The organism is Pseudomonadota bacterium (assembly GCA_039815145.1).
Lineage (GTDB): Bacteria > Pseudomonadota > Gammaproteobacteria > Steroidobacterales > JBCBZW01 > JBCBZW01.
Genome location: JBCBZW010000079.1, coordinates 1 through 22,649 on the forward strand (window position 1 = coordinate 1; position 22,649 = coordinate 22,649).

General features: G+C 65.5%; 15 protein-coding genes. 1 reads left to right on the forward strand and 14 read right to left on the reverse strand.

The window, feature by feature from the left end; translation table 11 throughout:
- The 3 genes from AAF184_17145 to AAF184_17155 form a co-directional block, all read right to left on the reverse strand.
- Positions 1–7,589 (reverse strand): hypothetical protein (locus tag AAF184_17145; GenBank protein MEO0424067.1); only part of this gene is annotated, 7,589 nt, incomplete at its 3' end.
- Positions 7,590–7,748: 159 nt separating this feature from the next.
- Entirely contained in the window at positions 7,749–8,618 is an 870-nt protein-coding gene (locus AAF184_17150) for a glycoside hydrolase family 16 protein (GenBank protein ID MEO0424068.1), read from the reverse strand.
- Between the two features lie 578 nt (positions 8,619–9,196).
- A complete protein-coding gene (locus tag AAF184_17155) occupies positions 9,197–11,413 on the reverse strand; it encodes a glycoside hydrolase family 3 N-terminal domain-containing protein (protein ID MEO0424069.1) in 2,217 nt (738 codons plus the stop codon).
- 299 nt (positions 11,414–11,712) lie between these two features.
- On the opposite strand from AAF184_17155, the gene AAF184_17160 reads away from it, so the two are divergent.
- Complete coding sequence (locus AAF184_17160) at positions 11,713–13,158, forward strand: MFS transporter (protein MEO0424070.1); 1,446 nt, start codon at positions 11,713–11,715, stop codon at positions 13,156–13,158.
- Between the two features lie 22 nt (positions 13,159–13,180).
- Here AAF184_17160 and AAF184_17165 read toward each other — a convergent pair whose 3' ends face one another.
- The 11 genes from AAF184_17165 to AAF184_17215 form a co-directional block, all read right to left on the reverse strand.
- Positions 13,181–14,239 (reverse strand): J domain-containing protein, encoded by a 1,059-nt coding sequence (locus AAF184_17165; protein MEO0424071.1) that lies wholly within the window; start codon positions 14,237–14,239, stop codon positions 13,181–13,183.
- Between the two features lie 111 nt (positions 14,240–14,350).
- On the reverse strand, positions 14,351–14,824 hold the full coding sequence (locus AAF184_17170; GenBank protein ID MEO0424072.1) for a prepilin-type N-terminal cleavage/methylation domain-containing protein: 474 nt from the start codon (positions 14,822–14,824) through the stop codon (positions 14,351–14,353).
- A 196-nt stretch (positions 14,825–15,020) separates the two neighbouring features.
- A complete protein-coding gene (locus tag AAF184_17175) occupies positions 15,021–15,440 on the reverse strand; it encodes a secondary thiamine-phosphate synthase enzyme YjbQ (GenBank protein MEO0424073.1) in 420 nt (139 codons plus the stop codon).
- 168 nt (positions 15,441–15,608) lie between these two features.
- The gene (locus tag AAF184_17180) at positions 15,609–17,351 is read right to left on the reverse strand and encodes a vanadium-dependent haloperoxidase (protein MEO0424074.1); all 1,743 of its coding nucleotides are present in this window, start codon (positions 17,349–17,351) and stop codon (positions 15,609–15,611) included.
- 484 nt (positions 17,352–17,835) lie between these two features.
- Positions 17,836–18,660 carry a hypothetical protein gene (locus AAF184_17185; GenBank protein ID MEO0424075.1) on the reverse strand — a complete coding sequence of 275 codons (825 nt, stop codon included), beginning with the start codon at positions 18,658–18,660 and terminating at the stop codon, positions 17,836–17,838.
- Positions 18,661–18,754: 94 nt separating this feature from the next.
- On the reverse strand, positions 18,755–19,036 hold the full coding sequence (locus tag AAF184_17190; protein ID MEO0424076.1) for a DUF427 domain-containing protein: 282 nt from the start codon (positions 19,034–19,036) through the stop codon (positions 18,755–18,757).
- 10 nt (positions 19,037–19,046) lie between these two features.
- Positions 19,047–21,257, reverse strand: coding sequence for a TonB-dependent receptor (locus tag AAF184_17195; GenBank protein ID MEO0424077.1), 2,211 nt, complete (start codon positions 21,255–21,257; stop codon positions 19,047–19,049).
- A 91-nt stretch (positions 21,258–21,348) separates the two neighbouring features.
- Positions 21,349–21,801: a hypothetical protein gene (locus AAF184_17200; protein MEO0424078.1), complete on the reverse strand. Its 453-nt coding sequence runs from the start codon at positions 21,799–21,801 to the stop codon at positions 21,349–21,351.
- A 59-nt stretch (positions 21,802–21,860) separates the two neighbouring features.
- Positions 21,861–22,037, reverse strand: coding sequence for a hypothetical protein (locus AAF184_17205; protein ID MEO0424079.1), 177 nt, complete (start codon positions 22,035–22,037; stop codon positions 21,861–21,863).
- 100 nt (positions 22,038–22,137) lie between these two features.
- Entirely contained in the window at positions 22,138–22,389 is a 252-nt protein-coding gene (locus AAF184_17210) for a hypothetical protein (GenBank protein MEO0424080.1), read from the reverse strand.
- Positions 22,390–22,462: 73 nt separating this feature from the next.
- Positions 22,463–22,649: hypothetical protein (locus AAF184_17215; protein MEO0424081.1), on the reverse strand; the 187-nt coding region annotated here is incomplete at its 5' end.

The window sequence follows — 22,649 nt, forward strand, 5'->3', positions numbered from 1 at the left end:
ACGCTCATGGCGGTGCTCGTCGCCGTCAGCGGCAGGGGCGGAATCGCGTTGTCCGCCAGGGTGCCGATGGTCGTGCCAGCGAAGTCTGCGGCGTCACCCAAGCGCACCGAGAGGGCCACCATGTTGCTGCCGCCGGCCGGGTCGTTGGTCACCACAGAGGCGTTACCACCGAAGTCGGCCAGCGTATAGGTCACCTCCGGGTCATCGAAGGTGATCGCCGCGAACATCTCCGCCGGCGGGGGCACGTCGTCCATGCCGCAGACTGCCGAGGTCGGTGCGATGTCGTCGAACTGGAAGGTCCAGTTGGCGGGATCGCCCGCTGCATCGCCCACGACGCCGTTGTCGAAGATCAACGTGATACCCGAGAAGCTCGCCGCCACGTCGGAGAAGTCGAAGCACAGCTCTTCCCAGGTGCCGCTGCCGCTGTGCACCGCCGTGCGCTCGACGCCGATTGGCTCGAGCTTCAGGGTCACCTCCACCTCACGCTGGGCCCGCACCTTCATCAGGTACGAGTCCCCGCTGTCGAGGGCAAAGGTATCGCCGAGTTGCAGGGTGCTGCCGGCGAACGGTTCGCCCTCGAACTTCAGCATCTCACCGACGAAACCGCTGGTGTTGATGCCGCTCGCGTCGGGGTTAGCCACCACAGCGGCGACGCCACCCGCGAAGTCAGCGAACATCGCCTCGCCACTCTCGAAGTCGACGGGCTCGGCCATCGGCACGGGGTCGGGATCGGGCGGCGGCTCACCGCACTCGGACACCTGGGTGATTTCGTCGTAGTAGAAGGTCCAGTTGCCCGGATCGCCATCCGCGTCGCCGAGCACTCCGTTGTCGAAGATGAAGGTGATAGCGCTCGAACGCGGCCCCGCGGTATCCCCGCTGAAGTCGAAGCACAGTTCCTGCCAGGTGCTGCCGCCCGGGTGCACTTCCGTGCGCTCGCGGTTGAGGGTCTCGAACTTGAACAGTACGGGCACCGCGCGCTGCGACCAGACCTTCATGGTGAAGATCTCACCGCCGGCGAAGTCGATGGGACCGCCCGGGTTGAAGGTGCTGCCGGCAAACACTTCGCCACCGAACTTCTGCATGCGCACGGTCTGCGCCGTGGTGTTCAGCCCCGTCGGATCAGGGTTCGGCACCACGATGGACACGCCGCCAGCGAAGCCCGCGTCGGGACCGAAGTCGTAGCTCTCGGGCGCGTCCTCGAAGGAGATCGGGAACTCGACGGGCGGGATACCGCAGTCGGCTACCTGTTCGATCTCGTCGTAGTAGAAGGTCCAATTGGCAGGATCACCATCGGCGTCCCCGAGCACACCGTTATCGAAGATGAAGGTGATCGCGCTGGTCCGCGGCCCCACGGTGGTGCCCGTGAAGTCGAAGCACAACTCCTCCCAGGTGGCGCCACCCGGATGGCTCACGGTGCGCTCCTGGTTGAGGCCCTCGAACTTGAACAGGACGGGGACGGCACGCTCTGACCACACCTTCATCTTGAAGGATTCCCCGCCGTCGAAGTCGACCGGACCGTCGAGAGTCAGGGTGCTGCCCGCGAACACCTCGCCACCAAACTTCTGCATGCGCACGGTTTGTGGCGTGGTGTTCAGGCCGCTCTGATCCGGGTTCGGCACCACGATGGACACGCCACCGGCGAAGCCGGCTTCGGGACCGAAGTCGTAGCTCTCAGGTGCGGCCTCGAAGTCGAGGGGGAAGGCTGCTGGCGCAATGCCGCAGTCTTCCACCTGCTCGATGTCATCGAAGTAGAAGGTCCAGTCGCCCGGATTGCCCATCGCATCACCGAGCACTCCGTTGTCGAAGATGAAGGTGATCGCGTTGGTGGGCGCGCCATCGGTCACGTTGGTGAAGTCGAAGCACAACTCCTCCCAGGTGCCGCTGCCACTGTGGCTGACCGTACGCTCCTGGTTGAGGCCTTCGAACTTGAACAGCACGGGCACCGAGCGCGAGGCCCAGACCTTCATCTTGAAGGACTCACCGAAGGCGAAGTCGACGTCTTGGTCGAGGGTCAGCGTGCTGCCGCCGAACACCTCACCGCCGAACTTCTGCATCTGCGTGACCTGAGCACTCGCGTTCAGGTCGCTGGACACGGGGTTCGGGATGACCGTCGCCACGCCGCCCGCGAAGCCCGCCTCGTCACCGTAGTCGTAGGTGTCGGCCGCGGCCTCGAAGTCGATCGGGAAGAGCGGGTTTTGCTCCTCAGGCTCCTCTTCGCTGCCGATGGCGAGATCGTCAGCGAACCAGGTCTGCGCCCCCACGTCGGCGCCGGTTGCACCGAAGTTGAAGAAGAGCACCGCACGATCGTAGGTCGCCGCCGGATCGAAGGCAGCCGTGCCTGCGGCCTGCGCGAGGAAGTCGAAGGTCAGGGTCTCCCAGGCGTCCGCCACCGTGGTGGTGGCTTCGGTCTCGACGGAGATCGCCGGATCGTTCGAGTTCTCGATCTTGAGGCGGATCTGTGCACCGGCCTGCGGGCCGAGCACCCGCAGAGACATGTCAGGGGCCATCGGGTCGAGGCCGATCACGCCAACCGTCTCGTTGTCGCCGGTGGAGATCACCGTGCCAGCGAAGGTCTCGGCCGCATCGGAGCGGTTAACCTGCAGCACCATGCTCGAGGCATCGACGGGGTCAACCACGAGCGCCGCATCCTCAGCGCCACCGAAGCCACGCAGGGCGTAGGTGATCGACGGATCGTCGAAGGTGACTGTCTCGAAGGCGACCGGCTCTTCGCCGTCATCTTCAGGCGCGGGGCATTCAGCCGCCTGCTGGATGTCGTCGTAATAGAAGGTCCAGTCGTCGGGGTTGTTCTCAGCGTCACCCGCCATGCCGAGATCGAAGATCACGGTGATACCGGTGACCGCAGGACCGTCCGTGCTGCCGGCAAAGTCGTAGCAGAGTTCCTGCCACACGGCACCGCCGCCGTGATCTTCCGAGCGCTCCTGGTTCAGGCCTTCCAGCTTGAACAGCACCGGCACCAGGCGCTGCGACCACACCTTCATGGTGAAGGCAGAGCCGTTGGCGAAGTCCACGCCCTCGGGCAGGGCGAGCGTGCTACCGCCGAACACATCGCCCGCGAACTTCTGCATCTGCACCACCTGCGCACTGGTGTTGATGCCTTCCATCGCCGGGTTGTCGATCACGCTCGAGACGCCACCGGCGAAGTTGTCGAAGGTGAAGCCTGCGGGATCACCCTCGAAGTCGAGGGCCGTGGGACCACCAGCGTCGCCGCCGTCGTCCATGCCGTCGTCGCCGCCGTCATCCCCGCCGATGTCGCCACCGACGTCGATATCATCGGCGAACCAGGTCTGAGCGCCGACGTCGGCGCCTGTGGCACCGAAGTTGAAGAACAGCACCACGCGGTCGTAGATCGCCGCGGGATCGAAGGCGGCCGTGCCCTCGGCCTGGTTCAGGAAGTTGAAGGTGAGCGTCTCCCAGCCGTCGACGAGCGTCGTCGTCGCCTCGGTTTCCACCGAGATGGCGGCATCGGCTGAGTTCTCGATCTTCAGGCGCACCTGGGCGCCGGCCTGCGGGCCGTAGACCCGCACGGTCATGGCCGGAGCGTCCGGGTCGATATCGATGATACCAACGGTCTCGTTAGGCCCGGTGGAAATCACGGTGCCGGCGAAGGTCTCGGCCGCGTCCGAGCGGTTGACCTGCAGCACCATGTTGTCGCCGCCCATGGGATCGCCGGCCACCGAGGAGTCTTCGGCACCGCCGAAGCCGCGGGTGGCGTAGGTCAGGGCCGGATCGTCGAAGGTGACGGGCAAGGCAAGCGCCACCTCTGCGTCGCCCGCCCCGACAGCGATGTCGTCCGCCAGCCACGTCTGGGCACCCACGTCGCCACCGGTGGCGCCGAAGTTGAAGAACAGCACCACCCGGTCGTAGGTGGCCGCCGGATCGAAGGCCGCGGTGCCCGCCGCCTCGTTCAGGAAGTTGAAGGTGAGCGTCTCCCAACCGTCCACGAGGGTGGTGGTCGCCTCCGTTTCGACGGAGATCGCCGCGTCGCCGGAGTTCTCGATCTTCAGACGGATCTGCGCACCGGCCTGGGGACCGCGCACGCGCACGGACATGGTGGGTGCGGCCGGATCGACGCCGATCGCGCCGACCGTCTCGTTGTCGCCGGTGGAGATCACAGTGCCCGCGAAGGTCTCGGCCGCGTCGGACCGGTTGACCTGCAAGACCATGTTCGCGCCATCGTCGGGGTCGGCAGCAACCGAGGAGTCCTCCGCACCGCCGAAGCCGCGGGTGGCGTAGGTCAGGGCGGGATCGTCGAAGTCGACGGTGGAGAAGGCGTCAGCACCGCCTTCGTCGCCGCCATCGTCGTCCGCATCGCCCTCGCCCACCGCGATGTCATCGGCGAACCAGGTTTGTGCGCCCACGTCAGCACCGGTGGCACCAAAGTTGAAGAACAGCACCACGCGGTCGTAGGTGGCCGCGGGGTCGAACGCCGCCGTGCCGTCGGCCTGGTTCAGGAAGTCGAAGGTCAGCGTCTCCCAGCCGTTGGCCACGGTGGTGGTGGCCTCGGTCTCGACGGAGATCGCGGCGTCGCCCGAATTCTCGATCTTCAGGCGAATCTGCGCGCCGACCTGCGGGCCGTTCACGCGCAGGGACATGACAGGGGCCATGGTGTCGAGCCCGATCACGCCCACCGTCTCGTTGTCGCCGGTGGAGATGACCGTGCCCGCGAAGGTCTCCGCCGCGTCGGAACGGTTGACCTGCAGCACCATGCTCGAGGCATCCACCGGATCGACCACCAGGGCCGCATCCTCGGCGCCGCCGAAGCCACGCAGGGCGTAGGTGATGGCGGGATCGTCGAAGGTGATGGTCTCGAAGGCTGCGGCGTCGTCATCGCCGCCGTCATCCTCGCCCGCACAGGAGGCGGCCTGCTGGATGTCGTCGTAGAAGAAGGTCCAGTTGTCAGGATCGTTCTCGGCGTTGCCGTCCACACCGAGGTCGAAGATCACGGTGATGCCGGTGACCGCAGGACCGTCCGTGCTGCCGGTGAAGTCGTAGCAGAGCTCCTGCCACATGGCGCCGCCGTCGTGGTCTTCCGAGCGCTCTTGGTTCAGGCCCTCGAGCTTGAACAGCACCGGCACCACGCGTTGCGACCACACCTTCATGGTGAAGGCCGAGCCGTTGGCGAAGTCGACGCCCTCGGGCAACGCCAGCGTGCTACCGCCGAACACATCGCCCGGGAACTTCTGCATCTGCACCACCTGAGCGCTGGTGTTGATGCCTTCCATCGCCGGGTTGTCGACCACGCTCGAGACGCCGCCCGCGAAGTTGTCGAAGGTGAAGCCTGCAGGGTCCCCCTCGAAGTCGAGGGCCGTGCCCGCGCCGGCGTCGCCGCCGTCGTCCATGCCACCGTCGTCGCCGCCGCCATCGCCGCCGCCGACCACGTCGATGTCGTCGCCGAACCAGGTCTGGGCACCCACGTCACCACCGGTGGCGCCGAAGTTGAAGAACAGCACCACGCGGTCGTAGGTAGCGGCCGGATCGAAGGCTGCCGTGCCCTCCGCCTGATTCAGGAAGTTGAAGGTGAGCGTCTCCCAACCGTCGACCATGGTGGTGGTCGCTTCCGTCTCGACGGAGATCGCAGCGTCGCCCGAATTCTCGACCTTGAGGCGAATCTGCGCGCCGGCTTGCGGGCCGCGCACGCGCACGGTCATCTGCGGCGCCATCGCATCGAGAGGAATCGTGCCGACGGTTTCGTTGTCGCCGGTCGAGATCACCGTGCCAGCGAAGGTCTCTGCCGCATCAGAGCGGTTGACCTGCAGCACCATGTTGCCGGCGTCCTCGGGGTCCGCCGCCACGGTGGAGTCCTCGGCGCCGCCGAAGCCACGGGTGGCGTAGGTCAGGGCCGGGTCGTCGAAGTCGACGGGATCGAAGGCGCTGTCGCCGCCGTCGCCCGGACCATCGTCCTCGGCGCCGACCACCGCGACGTCGTCGAACAAGAAGGACTGGGCACCGGCGTCACCGCCGGTGGCGCCGAAGTTGAAGAAGATCGCGACGCGGTCGTAGGTGGCCGCGGGGTCGAAGGCCGCCGTACCTTCCGCCTGGTTCAGGAAGTTGAAGGTAAGCGTCTCGAACTCGCCGGCGACGGTCGTCATCACCTCCGTCTCCACCGAGATCGCCGCATCACCCGAGTTCTCGACCTTCAGGCGCACGGGGATGCCGACGCCGGGCGAGCGCACGCGCACGGTCATCTCCGGCGCCATCGCGTTGAGGGGGATCGCCCCAACTGTCTCGTTAGCCCCGGTGCTCACCACGGTGCCGGCGAAGGTCTCGGCTGCGTCGGAACGGTTGACCTGCGCGACCTGGTTGGCCGCATCGCCCGGATCCGCCACCACGGTGGAGTCCTCAGCGCCGCCGAAGCCACGCAGGGCGTAGGTGATGTTCGGATCATCGAAGGTGATGGTTGCGAAGCCATCGCCACCGTCGCCACCGTCATCCGGCTCATCGCCACAGGAGGTGTCCTGCTGGATGTTGTCGATGAAGAAGGTCCAGTTGGCGGGATCGTTGTCGGCGTCACCGAGCACGCCGTTGTCGAAGATGAAGGTGATGGCGTTGCTGGCGGGGCCGGAGGTACTGCCGCGGAAGTCGTAGCACAGCTCTTCCCAGGTGCCGCTGCCGCTGTGCTCCAGCGTGCGCTCCTGGTCGAGGCCTTCGAACTTGAACAGCAGGGGCACGCGCCGATCCGAGCGCACCTGGATCTTGAAAACCTCGCCTTCGCTGAAGTCGACGTTGCTGCCGAGGGCGAGCGTGCTGCCGCCGAAGGGCTCGCCGCCGAACTTCTGCGAGCGCGCCGCTTGGGCACTGCCGTTGATACCGCTGGTATCGGGGTTGGCGGTGACGATGGTGACGCCACCGGCAAAGCCGGCCGCCTCACCGAAGTCGAAGTTGGCTGCGTCGCCCTCGAAGTCCACGTTCAGGGCGCCGCCGGCACCACCGCCGCCGCCGCCGACGTCATCGCAGCTCGAGAGCTGTTCGATCTCATCGAAGTAGAAGGTCCAGGCGCTTGGGTCGTTGCCCGCGTCACCGATCACGCCGTTGTCGAAGATGACCGTGATGCCCGTGTCTTCGGTGCCCGCAGTCCCCGCGAAGTCAAAGCACAGGGACTCCCAGCTGGCACTGCCGCTGTGCTCCTCCGTCAGCTCGACGTTGAGCCCCTCGAACTTGAAGAGCATAGGGACAGCACGTTCAGCCCATACGGCGACGCGGAAGGCCGTGCCGTCCGCGAGGTCGATGTTCTCGTTAAGCGCCAGGGTGGTGCCGCCGAAGGGCTGGTCGGTGAACTTCTGCGCGCGGGCGACCTTCTCGCTGTCGTTGACCGCGTCTGGGCCGGGGTTATCTACGATGGCCGTAGAGCCGCCGGCGAAGTCCATGAACATCTCGGCGCCACAGGCGTCCTCGAAGTTGATGGCGGCGTTGCAATCGACGACCTCGTCATCACCAGGCACCTCTGCCCGAGGCGTGCCCGGGATGGACTGCTGTCCTTCGCCGGTGCCGAAGCAGCCCGCCAACAACGCGTAGGCAAAGGGCAGAAGATAGATACCGCGGGAGAGCCGCACGTTCACCGGAGCCTTCATAATCTAATCCCTGGTCGTACTTGCTTTTGTTATTGTTTTTGTTAGTTATCGAGTGCGCTCCCCGAGCGCACCTGCCTTGTCCGTAGGCCAACCCGCGATGACAGCGCTGTCAATAAAATGTGACAGCTGTGTGTCAGGGCGGGGTGCTTACCGCAATCGTCAAGAGTCGCCGGAGTACACCCGCACGTAGTCCACTTCCATCGTCACAGGGAACACCGTATCGATCGCCGGCGGCCCTGGGAAGCTGCCACCAACGGCGACGTTCAGCAGGATGTAGAACGGCTGATCGAACGGCGCGGGGAAAGGTGCGGCCGTCGACGACCAGGCGTTCTGCGTGGCGTAGAGCACGTCGTCCACGTACCAGCGAATCTCCGTCTCGTCCCACTCCACCGCATAGATGTGGAACTCCTCGGACACATCCGTGGACGGTGTGTAGGTCTCAGACGTGCTCAGGTTGCTCGGGAACTCGCCACCGAAGTGAATCGTGCCGAAGATCTCGTTGCCGCCTGTGCCGTCGAGGTTGACCGCTTCCATCACGTCGATCTCGCCGCTGGCGGCCCAGTCGCCGTAGGGGCTGTCCTGGCCGAGCAGCCAGAAGGCGGGCCAGATGCCCTGGCCTCCCGGCAGCTTCATGCGCGCTTCGATTCGCCCGTAGCGCACGGCTACGCGGTCGCGGGTGTTGATGCGTGCGGAAGTGTAGTTGTAGCCGTTCGTGGTCTGGCGGCGAACCGTGATCTTGAGGGTGCCGTCGCTCACCTGCGCGCTGTTCGGCAGGTACCACTGAAGCTCGTTGTTGCCCCAGCCGATGAGCCCGTACTGCGAGCCATCGCCGGTCTCGAAGAACCAGGTTTCGGGGTCAACGCGGTCGCCGTCGAACTCGTCGCTGAAGACGAGGTTCATCGCCCCGCCCATCGACACCTGAGCGTTGTCGAAGAGCTTGAGCGAGGGGCTGTCGATGTTCTCGTTATCGACCGCGCTCTCGTCCACCTCGACGGCCGCATCGAGGCGGTCGACCTGGGAGAGCGGCACGGGCCGGTCGTCGTTGCAGGCGCCTAGGCCGGCGAGCAGCGAAACAAGGATAACTCGCTGCAACGAAGCAGATGAAATTCGCGTCATGTCCCCCCCGGGTGTGCGAAGTTCAGCCGACGCTAGTCTGGTACGCGGCATTGATTTGTTGTGGGCGCAAGAAGTAGCAAGACGTGACAACGTTGTCAATTTCTCCAATTGTCCTCGACATGACGGGGGTCGAGGACAGAAACGGGATTCGCGGTTCAGACGGACAGAGTGGCTTTCAGCTGCGCACGTCTGGCACGTCTAAGGTATTGCTTTGTTGGAGAACTTACCTGGGCTGGGAGGCTTTGCTTCAGCGCAAAAACTCGGCCACGGGAACGTGATCAGCGTGGCATTCGCCGCCTGCGACGAGAGAAGCGCTTCACACTTTCATCGCGCGCCGAAAAACCGACTTCTGTGAAATGCATCGCCCTACGCGCGTCGACTGATTACGGGACTCTCTAGCCTCAGTAAGGGCAAGGGCTTCTCGATTTTTCGCCGGTTCGCGAGGGATCCACCACGCGGAAACGGCAGTGCCGGCGAGACCCTCGACGTAGCTAGTCGTCTTCCAACCAAAAGTCAGCGCGCACGGGCGCCTGGGAATCCCCGCCAACCCACAGGTGGAACTCCCCGGCCTCAGCCCGGCGTCGACCATCGCGGCCGGCAAAGGCGAGGTCCTGCGCCGTCAACCGGCAGGTGATGGAGCGACGTTCCCCGGCGGCGAGGTGTACGCGTTCGAAGGCCTTCAGCTCACGCACGGGGCGCGTCACGCTGCCCACCAGATCGCGCACGTACCACTGCACCACTTCGACCCCCTCGCGACTGCCCGTGTTCTCGAGCTCGACGTGCGCGACGACGTCCTCTCCCAACCGCACCCGCGCCTGCTCCAGTCGCAGATCGTGATAGGTGAAGGTGGTGTAGGTAAGACCGTAGCCGAAGGGAAAGAGCGGCGTGTAGCCCGCATCGAGGTGGAAGGAGGTCATGCCTAAGGACAGTTGGGGCGCGCGCGGGTCGATGTCGTCGATATGCGCGATCGTCTCCGGCGACGGGGGCTTCCCCGTGCGCTTGTGCGAGTGGTAGATCGGCACCTGGCCCACCATGCGAGGGAAGCTCGCGGGCAACTTGCCGCTGGGCGCCGCGTGACCGAACAGCAGCTCGGCGATCGCCGGCCCCGCCATCGCCCCGCCGTGCCAGGCGATCAGCACCGCATCCAGATGCTCGACGACGCCGCTCAGGGTCAGCGGACGTCCCGCCATGATCACCCCGATCACCGGCCGCCCCTCCTCGGCGAGCCCTCGCACGAGGGCGGTCTGTGCCCCGGGCAGATCGATGTCCGCCCGGCAGTGCGCCTCGCCGCTCAGGATCGCTTCTTCCCCCAGACAGACGACCACGGCATCGGCCTGCCGCGCGAGCGTGGCCGCGGTTTCGATACGCTGCATGTCGCGGTCGCGCGAGGTGGCGAGGGCAGGCTCGTAGGCGATGTCCACGTGATCCCCGACAAGCTCACGAAGCGCCTGCAGGGGCGTGATGCTCATGCCGGGATCGCCATCGAAGATCCAGGTGCCGAGTTGATCGTGGGCCGCGTCCGCCAGAGGACCGATCACGGCGAGCCGATCGAGGGCTTGGGCGTTCAAGGGCAGCACGTCGCTGGCGTTCTTCACGAGCACCGCGCTCTCGAGCGCTGCACGCTTGGCCACCGCGCGCGCGTCCGCGGCCCCGGGCGGCGGGAACGACCCAACGTCTGTGTAAGGTCGATCGAACAGGTGCAATGAGTACTTCAGGGCGAGGATTCTGGCGACGGCCTGATCGATGAGCTCGAGTGCCACGACGCCTTGCCCGATCAACGCTTCGAGGTGACCCACGTAGGCCTCCCCGTGCATCTCCATGTCCACACCCGCGGTGATCGCCTGGTACGCGCTCTCGCGATCGTTGGCGGCGAGCCCGTGGATGGCGAGCTGACGCACCGAGTCCCAATCGCTCACCACCATCGCGTCACTGCCCCACTCATCGCGCAGCACGGTCCGCAGCAACCAACGGTTGGCCGTCGCTGGTACGCCATCGATGTCGCTAAAGGAGGTCATCAGCGTGGCGACGCCGGCCTCTACCGCCGCCTGGAAGGGCGGCAGGTAGACGTTGCGCAACTCGTTCTCAGGGACGTTGGTGGCCGCGTAGTCGCGCCCACCCTCCACCGCGCCGTAGCCGGCGAAGTGCTTGGCACAGGCGGCCAGACTGACAGGGTTCGCCAGGGAGTCGCCCTGGTAGCCCCGCACCATCGCCGCGCCGAGCGCCCCCGCCAGGGTCGGATCCTCGCCAAAGCTCTCCGCAATGCGTCCCCACCGAGGGTCTCGGGACACGTCCAGCATGGGCGAGAAGGTCCAATTGACCCCGCTCGCCGCCGCCTCGCGGGCGGCGATGCGTGCCGCATCCTGCACCAACGGCGGATCCCAACTAGCCGCCTGCGCCAGGGGAATAGGCATCACCGTCTTGAACCCGTGAATGACGTCGCGCCCGATGAGCAAGGGCACGCCCAGGCGGCTCTCCTCCACCGCCATCCGCTGCATCTCGTTGACGATGTCAACTTCTACTTCGTTGATCACCGAGCCGACACGGCCTTCGCGCAGGGCCCAGGCGAGGTGATCGTGCAGGTGCGCCTCGCCGGCGTTGATCTGGTGCAGCTGGCCAATCTTCTCGGTCAGCGTCATCTCACCGAGGAGAGATGTAACGCGAGGGTCGTCGATCTCGACCCGGGAGGGCGAGGGGCGGCTGCGATCCATGAGTTACCCGAAAGAGTCGGCCGAGGAATACGGCAACGCACAATGACTCACGGGGTGTGGAGCGCGCCGTAAGATCCTTCTAGCAATGATTGACAACGCTGTCAAAGTAGGGGAAAACTGCGGCAATAAATTGTGTGGAATCAGCCCGGGAATCAGGCGCTCAGCGGCAGGGAACGAACCGCCACTGCACCCAGATCAGGTTTGCTTGCAAAGTCAACGAACCACCGTCCGGGGAACGCCCCCTCGAGTCCTGTTGCTCCACCTCTCCAAACCACGACAAAAACCAGAGTGTGTGCGAGATGACCGGATCAGACGCAGCAACGGCAGGCAAAGTCCCCTTCGGTGCGAAGGTTGCTTTCGGCGTGGGGATGCTCGCCAACCAGATGTTCCCGGCCGTGATGAGCATCTTCATGGTGGCCCTGGTCCAGGACCTCGGCTTCCCGGGCTGGATGTGGGGCATCATCTTCTTCTTGCCGCGGGTCTTCGACTCCATCACCGACCCCATCATGGGGTTCATCTCGGACAACACCCGCTCGAAGTACGGCCGCCGTCGCCACTACGTCTTCATCGGCGCCCTGATCATGGGCATCACGTTCATCATCATGTGGCAGCTGTCGCGCGATAACTCGCTAACCTACAACTTCACCTATTTCCTCTCTTGGTCGATCCTGTTCTACCTGGGGCTCACGATCTTCAGCGTGCCCTACGTGGCCATGGGCTACGAGATGAGCACGGACTTCCACGAGCGCACCAATATTATGGCGGTGGCTCAGTGGATCGGCCAATGGGCATGGGTGATCGCGCCCTGGTTCTGGGTGATCATGTACGACCCGGACTTTTTCTCCTCCGGGGACGCGGCGGTACGCAACCTCTCGATCTGGGTCGGCGTGATCTGCATGCTGTTCGCAATGGTGCCCGCGATCTTCCTCAAGAGTGAATCCACCGTCGACCGCACCGACTACCTACCGCTCTCAATGACTAACGTGGGCGGTAGTCTCAAGGAGATCTTCGACGGCTTCAAAGAGGCGTTCACCTCCAAGCCCTTCCGTCAGCTTTGCATCGCCACGTTCCTGATCTTCAACGCCTTCAACACCGTGGCCGCCTTCTCGTTCTTCATCGTGGTCTGGTACCTGTTCAGCGGCGACGCGGAAGCGGCCGGCATCTGGCCGACGTTGTTCGGCAGCATCGGTGCCCTGGTCACCACCTTCGTGGTCATCCCCACGGTCACCTGGATGTCGAAGCAGATGGGCAAGAAGCGCGCCTTCATCGTGTCGCAGATGATTTCGGTCTTCGGCTACATCCTGCTCTGGTTCCTCTTCGTGCCAGGCAAGCCCTACATGTTCCTGTTCGCCCTGCCGTTCTTCTCCTTCGGCATCGGCAGCCTCTTCACGCTCATGATGTCCATGACCTGCGACGTCATCGATCTGGACGAGCTGAAGACGGGCAAGCGCCGCGAAGGCGTCTTCGGCGCGATCTACTGGTGGATGGTGAAGCTGGGCTTTGCCTTCGCCGGCGGGCTCAGCGGGGCGATCCTGTCCCTGGTCGGCTTCGACTCTACGGCGGCCGTGCAGACGGAAGAGGCGATCACCGGGCTGCGTGCGTTCTACTCGGGAATGCCCATCATCGGCACGACCATCGCCATCCTGGTCATGCTCAATCACGAGGTGACGGAGGAGAGTTCCGCGGAGGTGCGTGCAGAGCTCGCCGCGAGAAACGGGGGCGAGCCAGCCCCGGGATGCGCCTAGGGGGCGCGGCAGGCGCCTGAGCTCAGGCCTGCGCGCACACAAAGGTACCGCGCGTCTGCTCGAAGCGCGCGGTGAGAAACTTAAGGCCCATTCGAGTGGGGGTGGCATCGTGATCGGCGCCCTCCCCCACCGCCTCGTGCCGATGGATCACCTCACCCACGGCGCAGACGTTCTCGCTCTCGAGGCGCACGATCGCCCCCACCGGCAGCGCCTCGGCGCATTCCACGAGCGCCCCGTGCGGTGAGAAATCGCAGACCGTCGCCGCCACGGTCAGCCCAGGCCAATCGAGCCGTAGGTTGACCTCGGAATCCCAGGCCAAGCGCACGGCGTCGCGCCCCTTGCCGACCGAGTCGGTGACTCCCGGTGGCTTGCTGAGCGGACTCTCACACACTGCACAACCTGCAGCCTCCGCCTGAGCGGAGAGCTCATGCCCGTGAGGCGTCTTGCAGAAGGCGCAGTACTGCAGGATGAGCGGCGCGTAGGCGCCGGTCGACTCCTTGGTGGGCAGTGCGTTCTCTCCGGAGCGCCCTGCAGGCTCGCGCAACGGGACGGACACCGCCTGGGGCGAATAGGCCGTCGACTCGTCACGCGATGAGGCGGGCTGAGACAGGCGCGTGGCCGTATCGTAGGCCCGACGCTTCGCGGGATCGCCGAGCACGGCGTAGGCCGCCTCCACTTGCTCGAGCGCCTCCCCCGAGACCTGCTCGCGAAGGGTGCGGTAGCTCGAATCGATGATCGGTGCGCTGGCGTCGCGTTGCACCTGGAGCACTCGGTAGTAGTTGCGTCGGTTGCCCCCGTCCGCCGCCTCCATCGGCACCTCACCGACGCGTTCCGCCCCGCCCTGACCCAACACCCTGACACTGTGCCGAGCCAGCAGCTCACGATCGTATTCGGCGCGGCGCTTCGGATCTCGCAGCGTCTGATAGGCGAGGTTCAGGGTGGCGGCGTCGCGTTCATCGCCGCCCAGGTCCGGGTGCATGCGCAACTTCTGCTGCAAGGTGCGGTAGTTGCTACGAATGACGTCAACGGGCGCGTCAGGTTGCACCTGGAGGATGCGGTAGTAGTTGCGTCGCTCTTGCATAATGAGTGCCTGTTTTGGCATCGCTTCGCGGCTGGGCGCGGAGTGCCTATGGTGCCTCGCCTACCGCTGCCTCGGCTCGACGCGGTTCACACCACGGCGCCTCCGAGTGGGTCATTGATCGAACAACCGTTCCCGGCAATTGCTCGGCACGTACTTGAGATTGCGTTCGGACATCTGATCCTGCCCACAGCGCCAGTTCACCACACCGCCAACGATCACCGGTTCAAGGCCGATCTCGATCTCACCGTCGATGCCGAGCGCGTCCTCGTCGAACTCGATTTCGATTCGCTGGCCGACATGCCAGTCGAGCGATTCGATGTATGGGCTCTGTACGTCTTGCACGAACCCATCGAAGGTCTCCTGACCGTTGCTCGGCGGCAGCTCACCGTACATGGCGACATATTCGGACACCGCCACCTTCGCCGCGGCGGCGATCACCACGCCCTCGGTGATCTTGGCGCGAATCGCATAGGTCTGCACGAAGCTGGTGGCGATCGATGACAAGATCCCGACGATCGCCACCACGATCATCAGTTCGATCAGCGTGAATCCTGCTTGCGCTGGGCGCGCGCTCGGGGTCTGCATCGGGCTTGCCTCACCAAGGAATAACTTGATGGAAACGTTAGCCATACCTGATGGCGCCGACAATCGACCCTATCTGCAGACACTTAACACACGCCATTCCGTGACACTCATCACACATCGGAGAAGCTAGGTGGAACTCGAATCACGGGAGTCTAGAGATTCGTTAACTCGCCTTCGCGCGGAACGGCGCTTCGCCCTAGCGATAGAGGGTTACGGTCAAACGGCGCCGATGCGCGCTCGTGCGATGCTCCCAGAGGTAGAGCCCCTGCCAGGCCCCGAGCACCAGGGCGCCGTGATCGTCGATGGGCACGGTGAGCTCGGTCTGGGTGAGCACACTGCGCACGTGCGCTGGCATGTCATCAGGCCCCTCCGCCGTGTGCCCATAGAGGGGATCACCGTCCGGCGTGAGGCGCTGCATGAAGGCCTCGAGATCCCGGCGCACCTGCGGGTCTGCGTTCTCACACACCATGAGCGAGGCGCTGGTGTGCTGCACGAACACATGACACAAGCCCGGGCCCGCCCCCTCGTTGAGCACGAGGTCGCGGATGGGGTCCGTGATATCCGTGGTCCCGCGCCCGCCCGTCGCAATCACCAACGTGTGCTGCGTTACGCCCATCTCGATCAACACCCCGGTTACGTCAAAGGTGCAGTGTGAGATGCGCTGTGCTGTCAGGCAAGGGCGCCCCCGCCACGCAAAAGGCCACCGACGCGAACGCCGGTGGCCTTCCAGTACTGCCATCAGACGACCCGCGACTCGCGTCAGGCGTCGCCGACCCAAGCTGCCCTAGCCGGGACCGATCACACCATTCTTGATGTTGATGGTCACGCCGTCGAAGCGGGTCAGGGTAAAGCCGTCGAAGTTGTCTTCGTTCAGGGTGCGAGACTGATCCTGCAGCAGGGCGATCGCCTGCTGCTCACCGGTCTCGAGGCCCTGGATGCCGTCCTGACGGTAGTGCACACCCGCCGCGTCGCGACCGATGGCGACGTTGTTGGCCAGCTTGTTCAGCTCGTTGCCGACGGTCAGCGTGTCGCCCATCCAGTTGTCGAGGTTGGTGCCGTCGACGTTGGCGACGACGGGGTTCGGGATCACGAAGTCCTCGTCGAAGAACGCCTTCAGCACCGTCACGCAGGCACCGGCGATGGTGGCGTGGCCGGCAGGATAGGACGGGTGCGTGGGCGAGCCTTCCGTGTACGCCTGGCCCAGCAGGTAGGTGCCATTGCGGGAGAAGGTCTCGGCCACGGCTGCCGAGTTCAGCAGCTCGCTGTTCAGCTCGTAGGTGCGCTGGCCCGTGAGCTGGAAGTGCACGCGACCGGCGAGTGCCTCCGGACGCAGGAAGCGGTGCACGCGCCACTTCTGGAACCAGGCACCGGTCAGGGACAGGTTGCCGGCCTTGCTCACCATGTCGATCACGTGCGGACCGCCGAGGGCCGTGAAGTTGCCCTGGTTGGCGATGGACGAACGGTAGGGGTTGCCCGGATCCAGGGCGCTGGGGCCGTAGCTCAGCAGGATCAGGCAGGCGTGCAGGTAGGCCTGGTAGGTCACGTCGACGTGAACGTACTCGGACAGGGCACGGTTGTTGTAGATGTAGCGCTTGGGGCCGAGGACCAGGCTCTCGAGCGGGGAGCCGCCGCGCTGCACGTTCAGCCAGTTGGCCTCGTCGACCATGAAGTCGACCCCGGCCTGACCTGCCGTGTACTGCTGCACCACGTCCACCGGGCCGTAGTTGAACGGCTGCCACAGGAACTGGCTGATGTAGGGGCCGATCAGGTCGCCCGGGGTCTCACCGCGGAACAGGGTGTCCGGGGTGATCAGGCCACCGTCGGTCGGTCCCGGACTCGAGGTCAGGTTGTTGAGGTCAGCAACGGCCGTGGCGATGTCCATGTTCGAGCCGTACTCGCTGAAGGGCACGTCACGGGTGAGCGCCTGCCAGTACACCTCAGCCTGCTCGCCGGCGATCTCCGTGCCGCGGAAGGTGTGCGAGGGGGCCATGCGCGTGGCGTGGCTGTCGACGCCTTCCAGCTCGTACTTGAAGGCACCCTGGGGGTTGGCCAGCTTGCGACCGGCCGTGGGGTCCAAGGGAATCGCATCGAAGTCGGCCTGAGCGCCGCTGCGCATGGCCGCGACCAATGCCTCGAAGGCTGCCGGATCCACCTCACCGAAGTTGTCGTGCGGCAGGGTCTTGGTGAAGCTCGCGTAGTAGTTGTCGTTCTCGTAACGGGTCTCGTCGTCGTTATCTAACTGGGTGCCCGCTTGGAACGTCTTTTGACGCTGCTGGTTGGCCGCCTGAATACGCAGATTGGCAGCCGCACCCGCGCGACGGGTGGAGAGCAGGTCCGGGTCGACCGACGGATCGATGTCTCCCGGGTTGAAGTCATCAGCGGCAGCGGTGCCGGTGGCCCCCACTGCCAACGCGCCGGACGCAAGTGCAACACCGGAGCTGGCGCTGAACTTCAAAAACCGTCGGCGGGGGTTGTCGGTGTGGTCTTCCGGGGTCGTCGTCGTGTCCGGCTTCTTCGAGTCGGTCATTGGAGTAGTTCCCTCTAGTTGTGTGATGTGCACGCTCAGCCGGGCGCCTTTTTCCGTGGTCGCCTCGGTGACTCCAGTGTTGGACGCCAGCTGCTGTATTGTCTCGGCTTCTTACGAGCCGTAGTTGTATTCGCAGCCAAAGAGCGTTCTCTGACTATTCGCAGAACACTGAGACGTGTCAACACCGCGTCCCCGTGGCGCAGGGGCCCGATGCACCGCCACGCAGCCTCCACTCGCGACGGCACACGGGATAGAGCGACACATCTCCATGAGATCGCTCACGTTCTGGAGGCGCCACGGCGCTTTCGGGGATCTTTCCGACAGACGGAAGCTGGCGCCGGCAGCCGCACGATGCCGGCCTGATGCAACGTAATCTCAACGCAGGAACCGACGTCCACGGGCGAAGCCCGCAGACGGCGAGGAACTAGTGACCCTCTAAAACGCGATTCAGGTGTGCTACGGAGGCGTTCGGCCGCGGCTGGGATCACTCGCGATACACGATTTCCCAGTCGACTACGCCACGATCGGTATTCAGGGCGCCGAGGAATCCCTGCGCCGTGTTGTAGATGGTGACGTAAACGGGACGCTCGTCGATGGTGGTGACGAGTTGGTCCTGAAAGATGCTGTAGCGAACACCGTTGGTGCGCTTGCCTTCGGGATCGAGCACGCTGCTCGTGCCGTCGGTGTTGAAGGTGATTTCCGTGAGCGTGCCCGAACTGCGCTGGAGCAAGGTCAGCTTGTGGCCTGCCACCAGATCCCGCAGTTGCCTGCCGGAGACATGCTCGATGCCTCGCGCGTCGAGGTCCGTTGTGAGGATCAACGGTAGCGCGCCACGGTCGCGCGGCACCAGGCGCCAGCGCACCTCGTCCCCATCGCGCAGGCGATGGGCATAGGTGGCCTTGCCCACCTGGTAGATCTGGAAATCGAAGTTCTCGTCTTCGAAGGTCGTGATCACCCGGTCGTGGTGCACGGTGTCGCGGGCGGCGGCCGCGAGGCGCTGCTCTCGCAGGGTGGCCACCCCGGCGGTGATTTCTCCCCGCGGGCGGAGCAGGCGGATACCGGAGGGCAGGAACACCGAATCGAAGCGCTGCCGTGAGCTCAGCTCCTCCCAGAGCAGCGCATTGCCCACCACGAGCTCGGCCAGCGCCTCACCCGCCAGCGGCTCGAAGCCACGACGCTGAAACTGGCTCACCGAGTGCGGCGCCGCCAAGGCTGGCCACGCCACGCAGAGCAGGAGCGCGAGCAGCGAGATTTCTCGCCACGGCCCTGCGATCCGGCGATCGCACGACTGCCCCATCCTTGCGCTCATCGACTCCCTTCCCTGATCTCAACCCAGTGTTTGACGTAACGGTACGGACGCGACCGCGTTGACCGCGTCCGTACCCACTCTTCAAGCGTCAATTCTACTCGCTGACCTGCACCCCCGCCCAGAAGGCGACGCGATCGCGGATTTGCTCGGCCTTCGGCTTCGGCGCCGGGTAGTACCAGGCCGCATTCGCGTTGGTCTGCCCGTCCACCTCCAACGTGTAGTAGCTGGCCTCGCCCTTCCACGGGCAGTAGGAGCTGTGCGCACTCTCACGCACGTACTCCCGCTTCAGGGCGCTCAGGGGGAAGTAGTGATTCCCCTCCACCACCACCGTGTCATCTGACTCGGCGATGACCTGGCCGTTCCACACTGCCTTCATGCACGACTCCTCAAGGGTTACCAAAGGCCCACTGTACCCGGAGCCAGCCGTTGCGCCCCAACGCCGGGAGACGATTCCCGACGGTTGCCGCGCCGCCCCCCACGCGGTTGAAGCCCGCGGCCGCCGAGGCGTAGAAGTGATCGAACAGGTTGTCGACGCCGCCCATCACGACCAGGCCCGAGGGCCCCTGCCAGCGGCCACTCAGGCCGAAGACGGCGTAGCCCGGCACCGCATCGTTGTCGCTGCGCGGCTCGTTGCCCACGATCACCTGCGAGATGCGCGCCTGGGTGGCCGCGGCCGTGAGGTCGAGTCCTAAGGACCACGCCGCGCGCTCCCACGACAGGCGCAGGTTGCCGTTCAGCGGCATGATCCTGAACAGATCGTCCGCCACATCGCGACGCTCACCGCGCACGTAGCTCACGTGGCCGTCGATGCGCCAGTGCTCAGCGAAGCGTGCGCCGAAGGCCATGTCGGCGCCGTAGAACTCCGCGTCCACGTTGGCGAACTGCAGGGGCGTCGGGTCGCCGTTGGCGTTGCCGCTGACCGCCACCACCGGCATGTCGGAGGTGGCCACGCCCTGGATGAAGTCGTCCACGCGCCTCACGAACACCCGCGGCGACGCGTAGGCCCGCTCGCCCTGCCAGGCCATACCAAACTCGGCTTCGTAGGACACCTCGGGCGACAGGCCGACGTCGCCGACGTAGTTGTTCAGATCGCCGAGCCCCGAGTTGATCTCCAGGGGAATCCACAGGAAGCGCTCGATGTACGAGGGCGAGCGCACCTTCCGTGCGAGGCCCCAGCCGATCGATAGGTCCGAAGACACCTCGTAATCCGCTTTGAACACGAGGTCCACGTTGTTGTCCGTCGCCGAGCGCGGGCCTTCGTTGAAGCGGTTGCGCAGGGTGAACACGGCAAAGGGCGGCGTGCCGGGGCCGAACATGCCGGCGTCGACGAGCTGCGCGGGCTGCGCGTCCACCTCTCCCGCCTCCATCTCGACACGGGCGTAGCGCACGCCCGCCTCGATGCCGACCCTTGGCGCCACCAAGCCCTGCCATTGGGCGAACACGGCCGCGGTCTCGCTGCGCGCGTCGTTGAAGTTGGTCACGAAGAACGGTGGCACATCCGGGTCACCCACCTGGGCGTCGTGCTCCTCGACCCCACCGTCGGTACCGATCGTGAGCGTGCCGCCCGCCGCGTCCATCAAGGCCGCCAGACGCCAGTTGACGCCGCTGGCGGTGGCTGCCACGAAGCGACGATCCTCATCTTGAAAAGGCGGCAAGGTGAGCTGGCTGAAGTCCGGCGGGTCGCGCAGTTCGAAGTTGTTCATGCGGTGGTCGATGTCGATCGCGCGCACCCGTGCCTGCAGGGTGATGTCGCCCGGGGAGAACTCACCACTCAAGGTCAGGCGATCGGTCTCGAAGAACTCGATGTCCAGCGGCAACACGGGATTGCCCGAGTTGCCGGTGTCCGTGCGCAGGTAGTCGACGGCGATGTAGTCGTCGCCGTCCAGGCGCAGCCCGTAGCCGATCCCCACGGTGTCACGTTCGTAGGAGGTGGCGGCCAGATCGCCAGCCCCCGAACGTGCGTCCCCGCCATCTTCCATCGCCCCCAGCAGGTGCAGGCGATGGCGATTGTTTGCCACGGCGATGAACCCCGAGAGATCTGTGGACTCGTTGGCCGTGGCGCCGCCGGCGCCGAAGCGCCCTTGCAGCGTGAGCTGCGACGTGTCGGCGAAGGTGCTGCTCACGGTGCGCGCCTCGACCGAGCCGCCGATGCTGGTGCCCGCCGCCACGGGCGCGATGCCCCGCTGCATCACCAGCGAGTCCACCAACCCTGAGGGCAGGTAGTGCAGGGGCGGGTCCATCCAGTTGGGGCCGCCACTGACGATGCCGAGGCCATCGATGGTCACGTTCACCCGCGGGCCGAACATCCCGCGGTACTGGGCCTGCATGCTGAGCGGCCCGTTGTTGTTGGCGCTCGCCCCCGGCACCTGGCGCAGCAGGAAGGTGGGATCGGCTCCGGAGAACGCCACGGCGTCGGTCACGTCGTAGCGATCGTCGCCCTGGGCGCGGTCGAACACCGTGATCTCGGGGATCTGCTGCGCGTGGGCCGCGGCGGCCGCGCTGGCGCCGATGGCGAGGGCGGCGAGGCGCGACAGGCGCGCAGGGGTGGGGGTGCGTGGACGCTCATCGGCGCCACGCACACGTGCGAGGTGGATCATTTGTTATCACTCCTGATAGGCACGTGGCAGCCGCAAGGCCACCCGTGCACGAATCGATCTCGCTCAGCGAGATCAGGCCAACTTGTCGAACTCAGATGAGCTCGATAGGTGGCGCGCGGGAGTGATAGGCGCGCAGGCGCGCCAGGGAGGGGCGCGCAAACCGTACGGCTGGCGCGGTGGTGATCGGCGCGGGGGTCGCACCGAACGCGAGGAGCTGCGTGTGATGGGCGTCGGCGGAGAATCCCGACAGGTCGCACTGGGCGTAGGCGGCGCCCGCGTCTGCCTGATCGTCGGCCGTGGCGGCATCGGCATGTCCACCGCCACCGCCGTGGTGGTGAGCGTGCGCGCTGTCGCCCGCACCCGACGCTTCGAAGAGGATCTCCAGCACCTCGACGGCGACGCCGTCGGGACACCACTGGAGGTACCAACCGTCCTCGGCCATGTTCGCCGGCATGTAGCCGGCGGGCACGGCCACGCGCAGGCACATGGCAAAGATAGCCAGGGCCTGCATCGTTCGACAGCCGAGGGCGCGAGAACGGTTCATGGCACGTATGGTACTGCGCCGCGACGCCGATGCCGAGCCGCTCGCGAACCGTTCGATCGTTACCGGGCGATGCGATCCGGCAAGACGAAGGCCGCCCGGGCTTGGGCGCTCGCCAGGCGCGCTGGCGAGTACCAGCGTGAGAGCAGCGCCCGGTCGGTCAGCTGGGGATGGCGCGCTAGCAGCGCCTGCGCACTCTCGGGCGCCCCATCGGCCATGCGCTCCCGAATCAAGGCCATGAACGCTAACGTGATCGTGGCGTTGAACTTCTCCGGCGCCCCCGCTCGCGTCGCCAGCGCGTGGGCGCCGCGACCGAAGCGGGCCGTTGCCTCGAGAAACTCATGGCGACTCGCCTTCCTGCAGCTGATGGCTGTCGGCCGCGGTGAGGTCGAGATCGTAGACCTCGCGCAGCTGGGCGATCTTGCCCAGGGTCACCTCGCCGAAGGGTGTCTTGCCTTCGAAGCAGTGCAAGGTCATGCCCTCGAGGAGGTCGCCCAGGCTCATGTCCAGGTGCTCCGCCAGGCCCTTCAGCACCTTCAGCAGCCGCTTTTCGATGCGGACGCCCGTCTGCACGCGCTCGACTCGCTTCATCGCTGGCCCTTCCCGTCGGTGGTCACAACGGCAGGGATACTACATTGGTACATTGGTAACAGCAATACCAAGCTCATGGCACCCGCTCGAACGTGAAGCGCACCTCGCTGCGCGGGTCTCGCTGGCGACACGCCAGCGTGGCACCGCCCTCCCCCGCGAGGTCGCACAGCCAGTCGTAAATGGGCAGGTACCAAGCGCCGGCTCGCGTCGCCGCCAGGGTGGTGCGCAGCTCATCGTGCACCCAGACCAGGTGACCATCG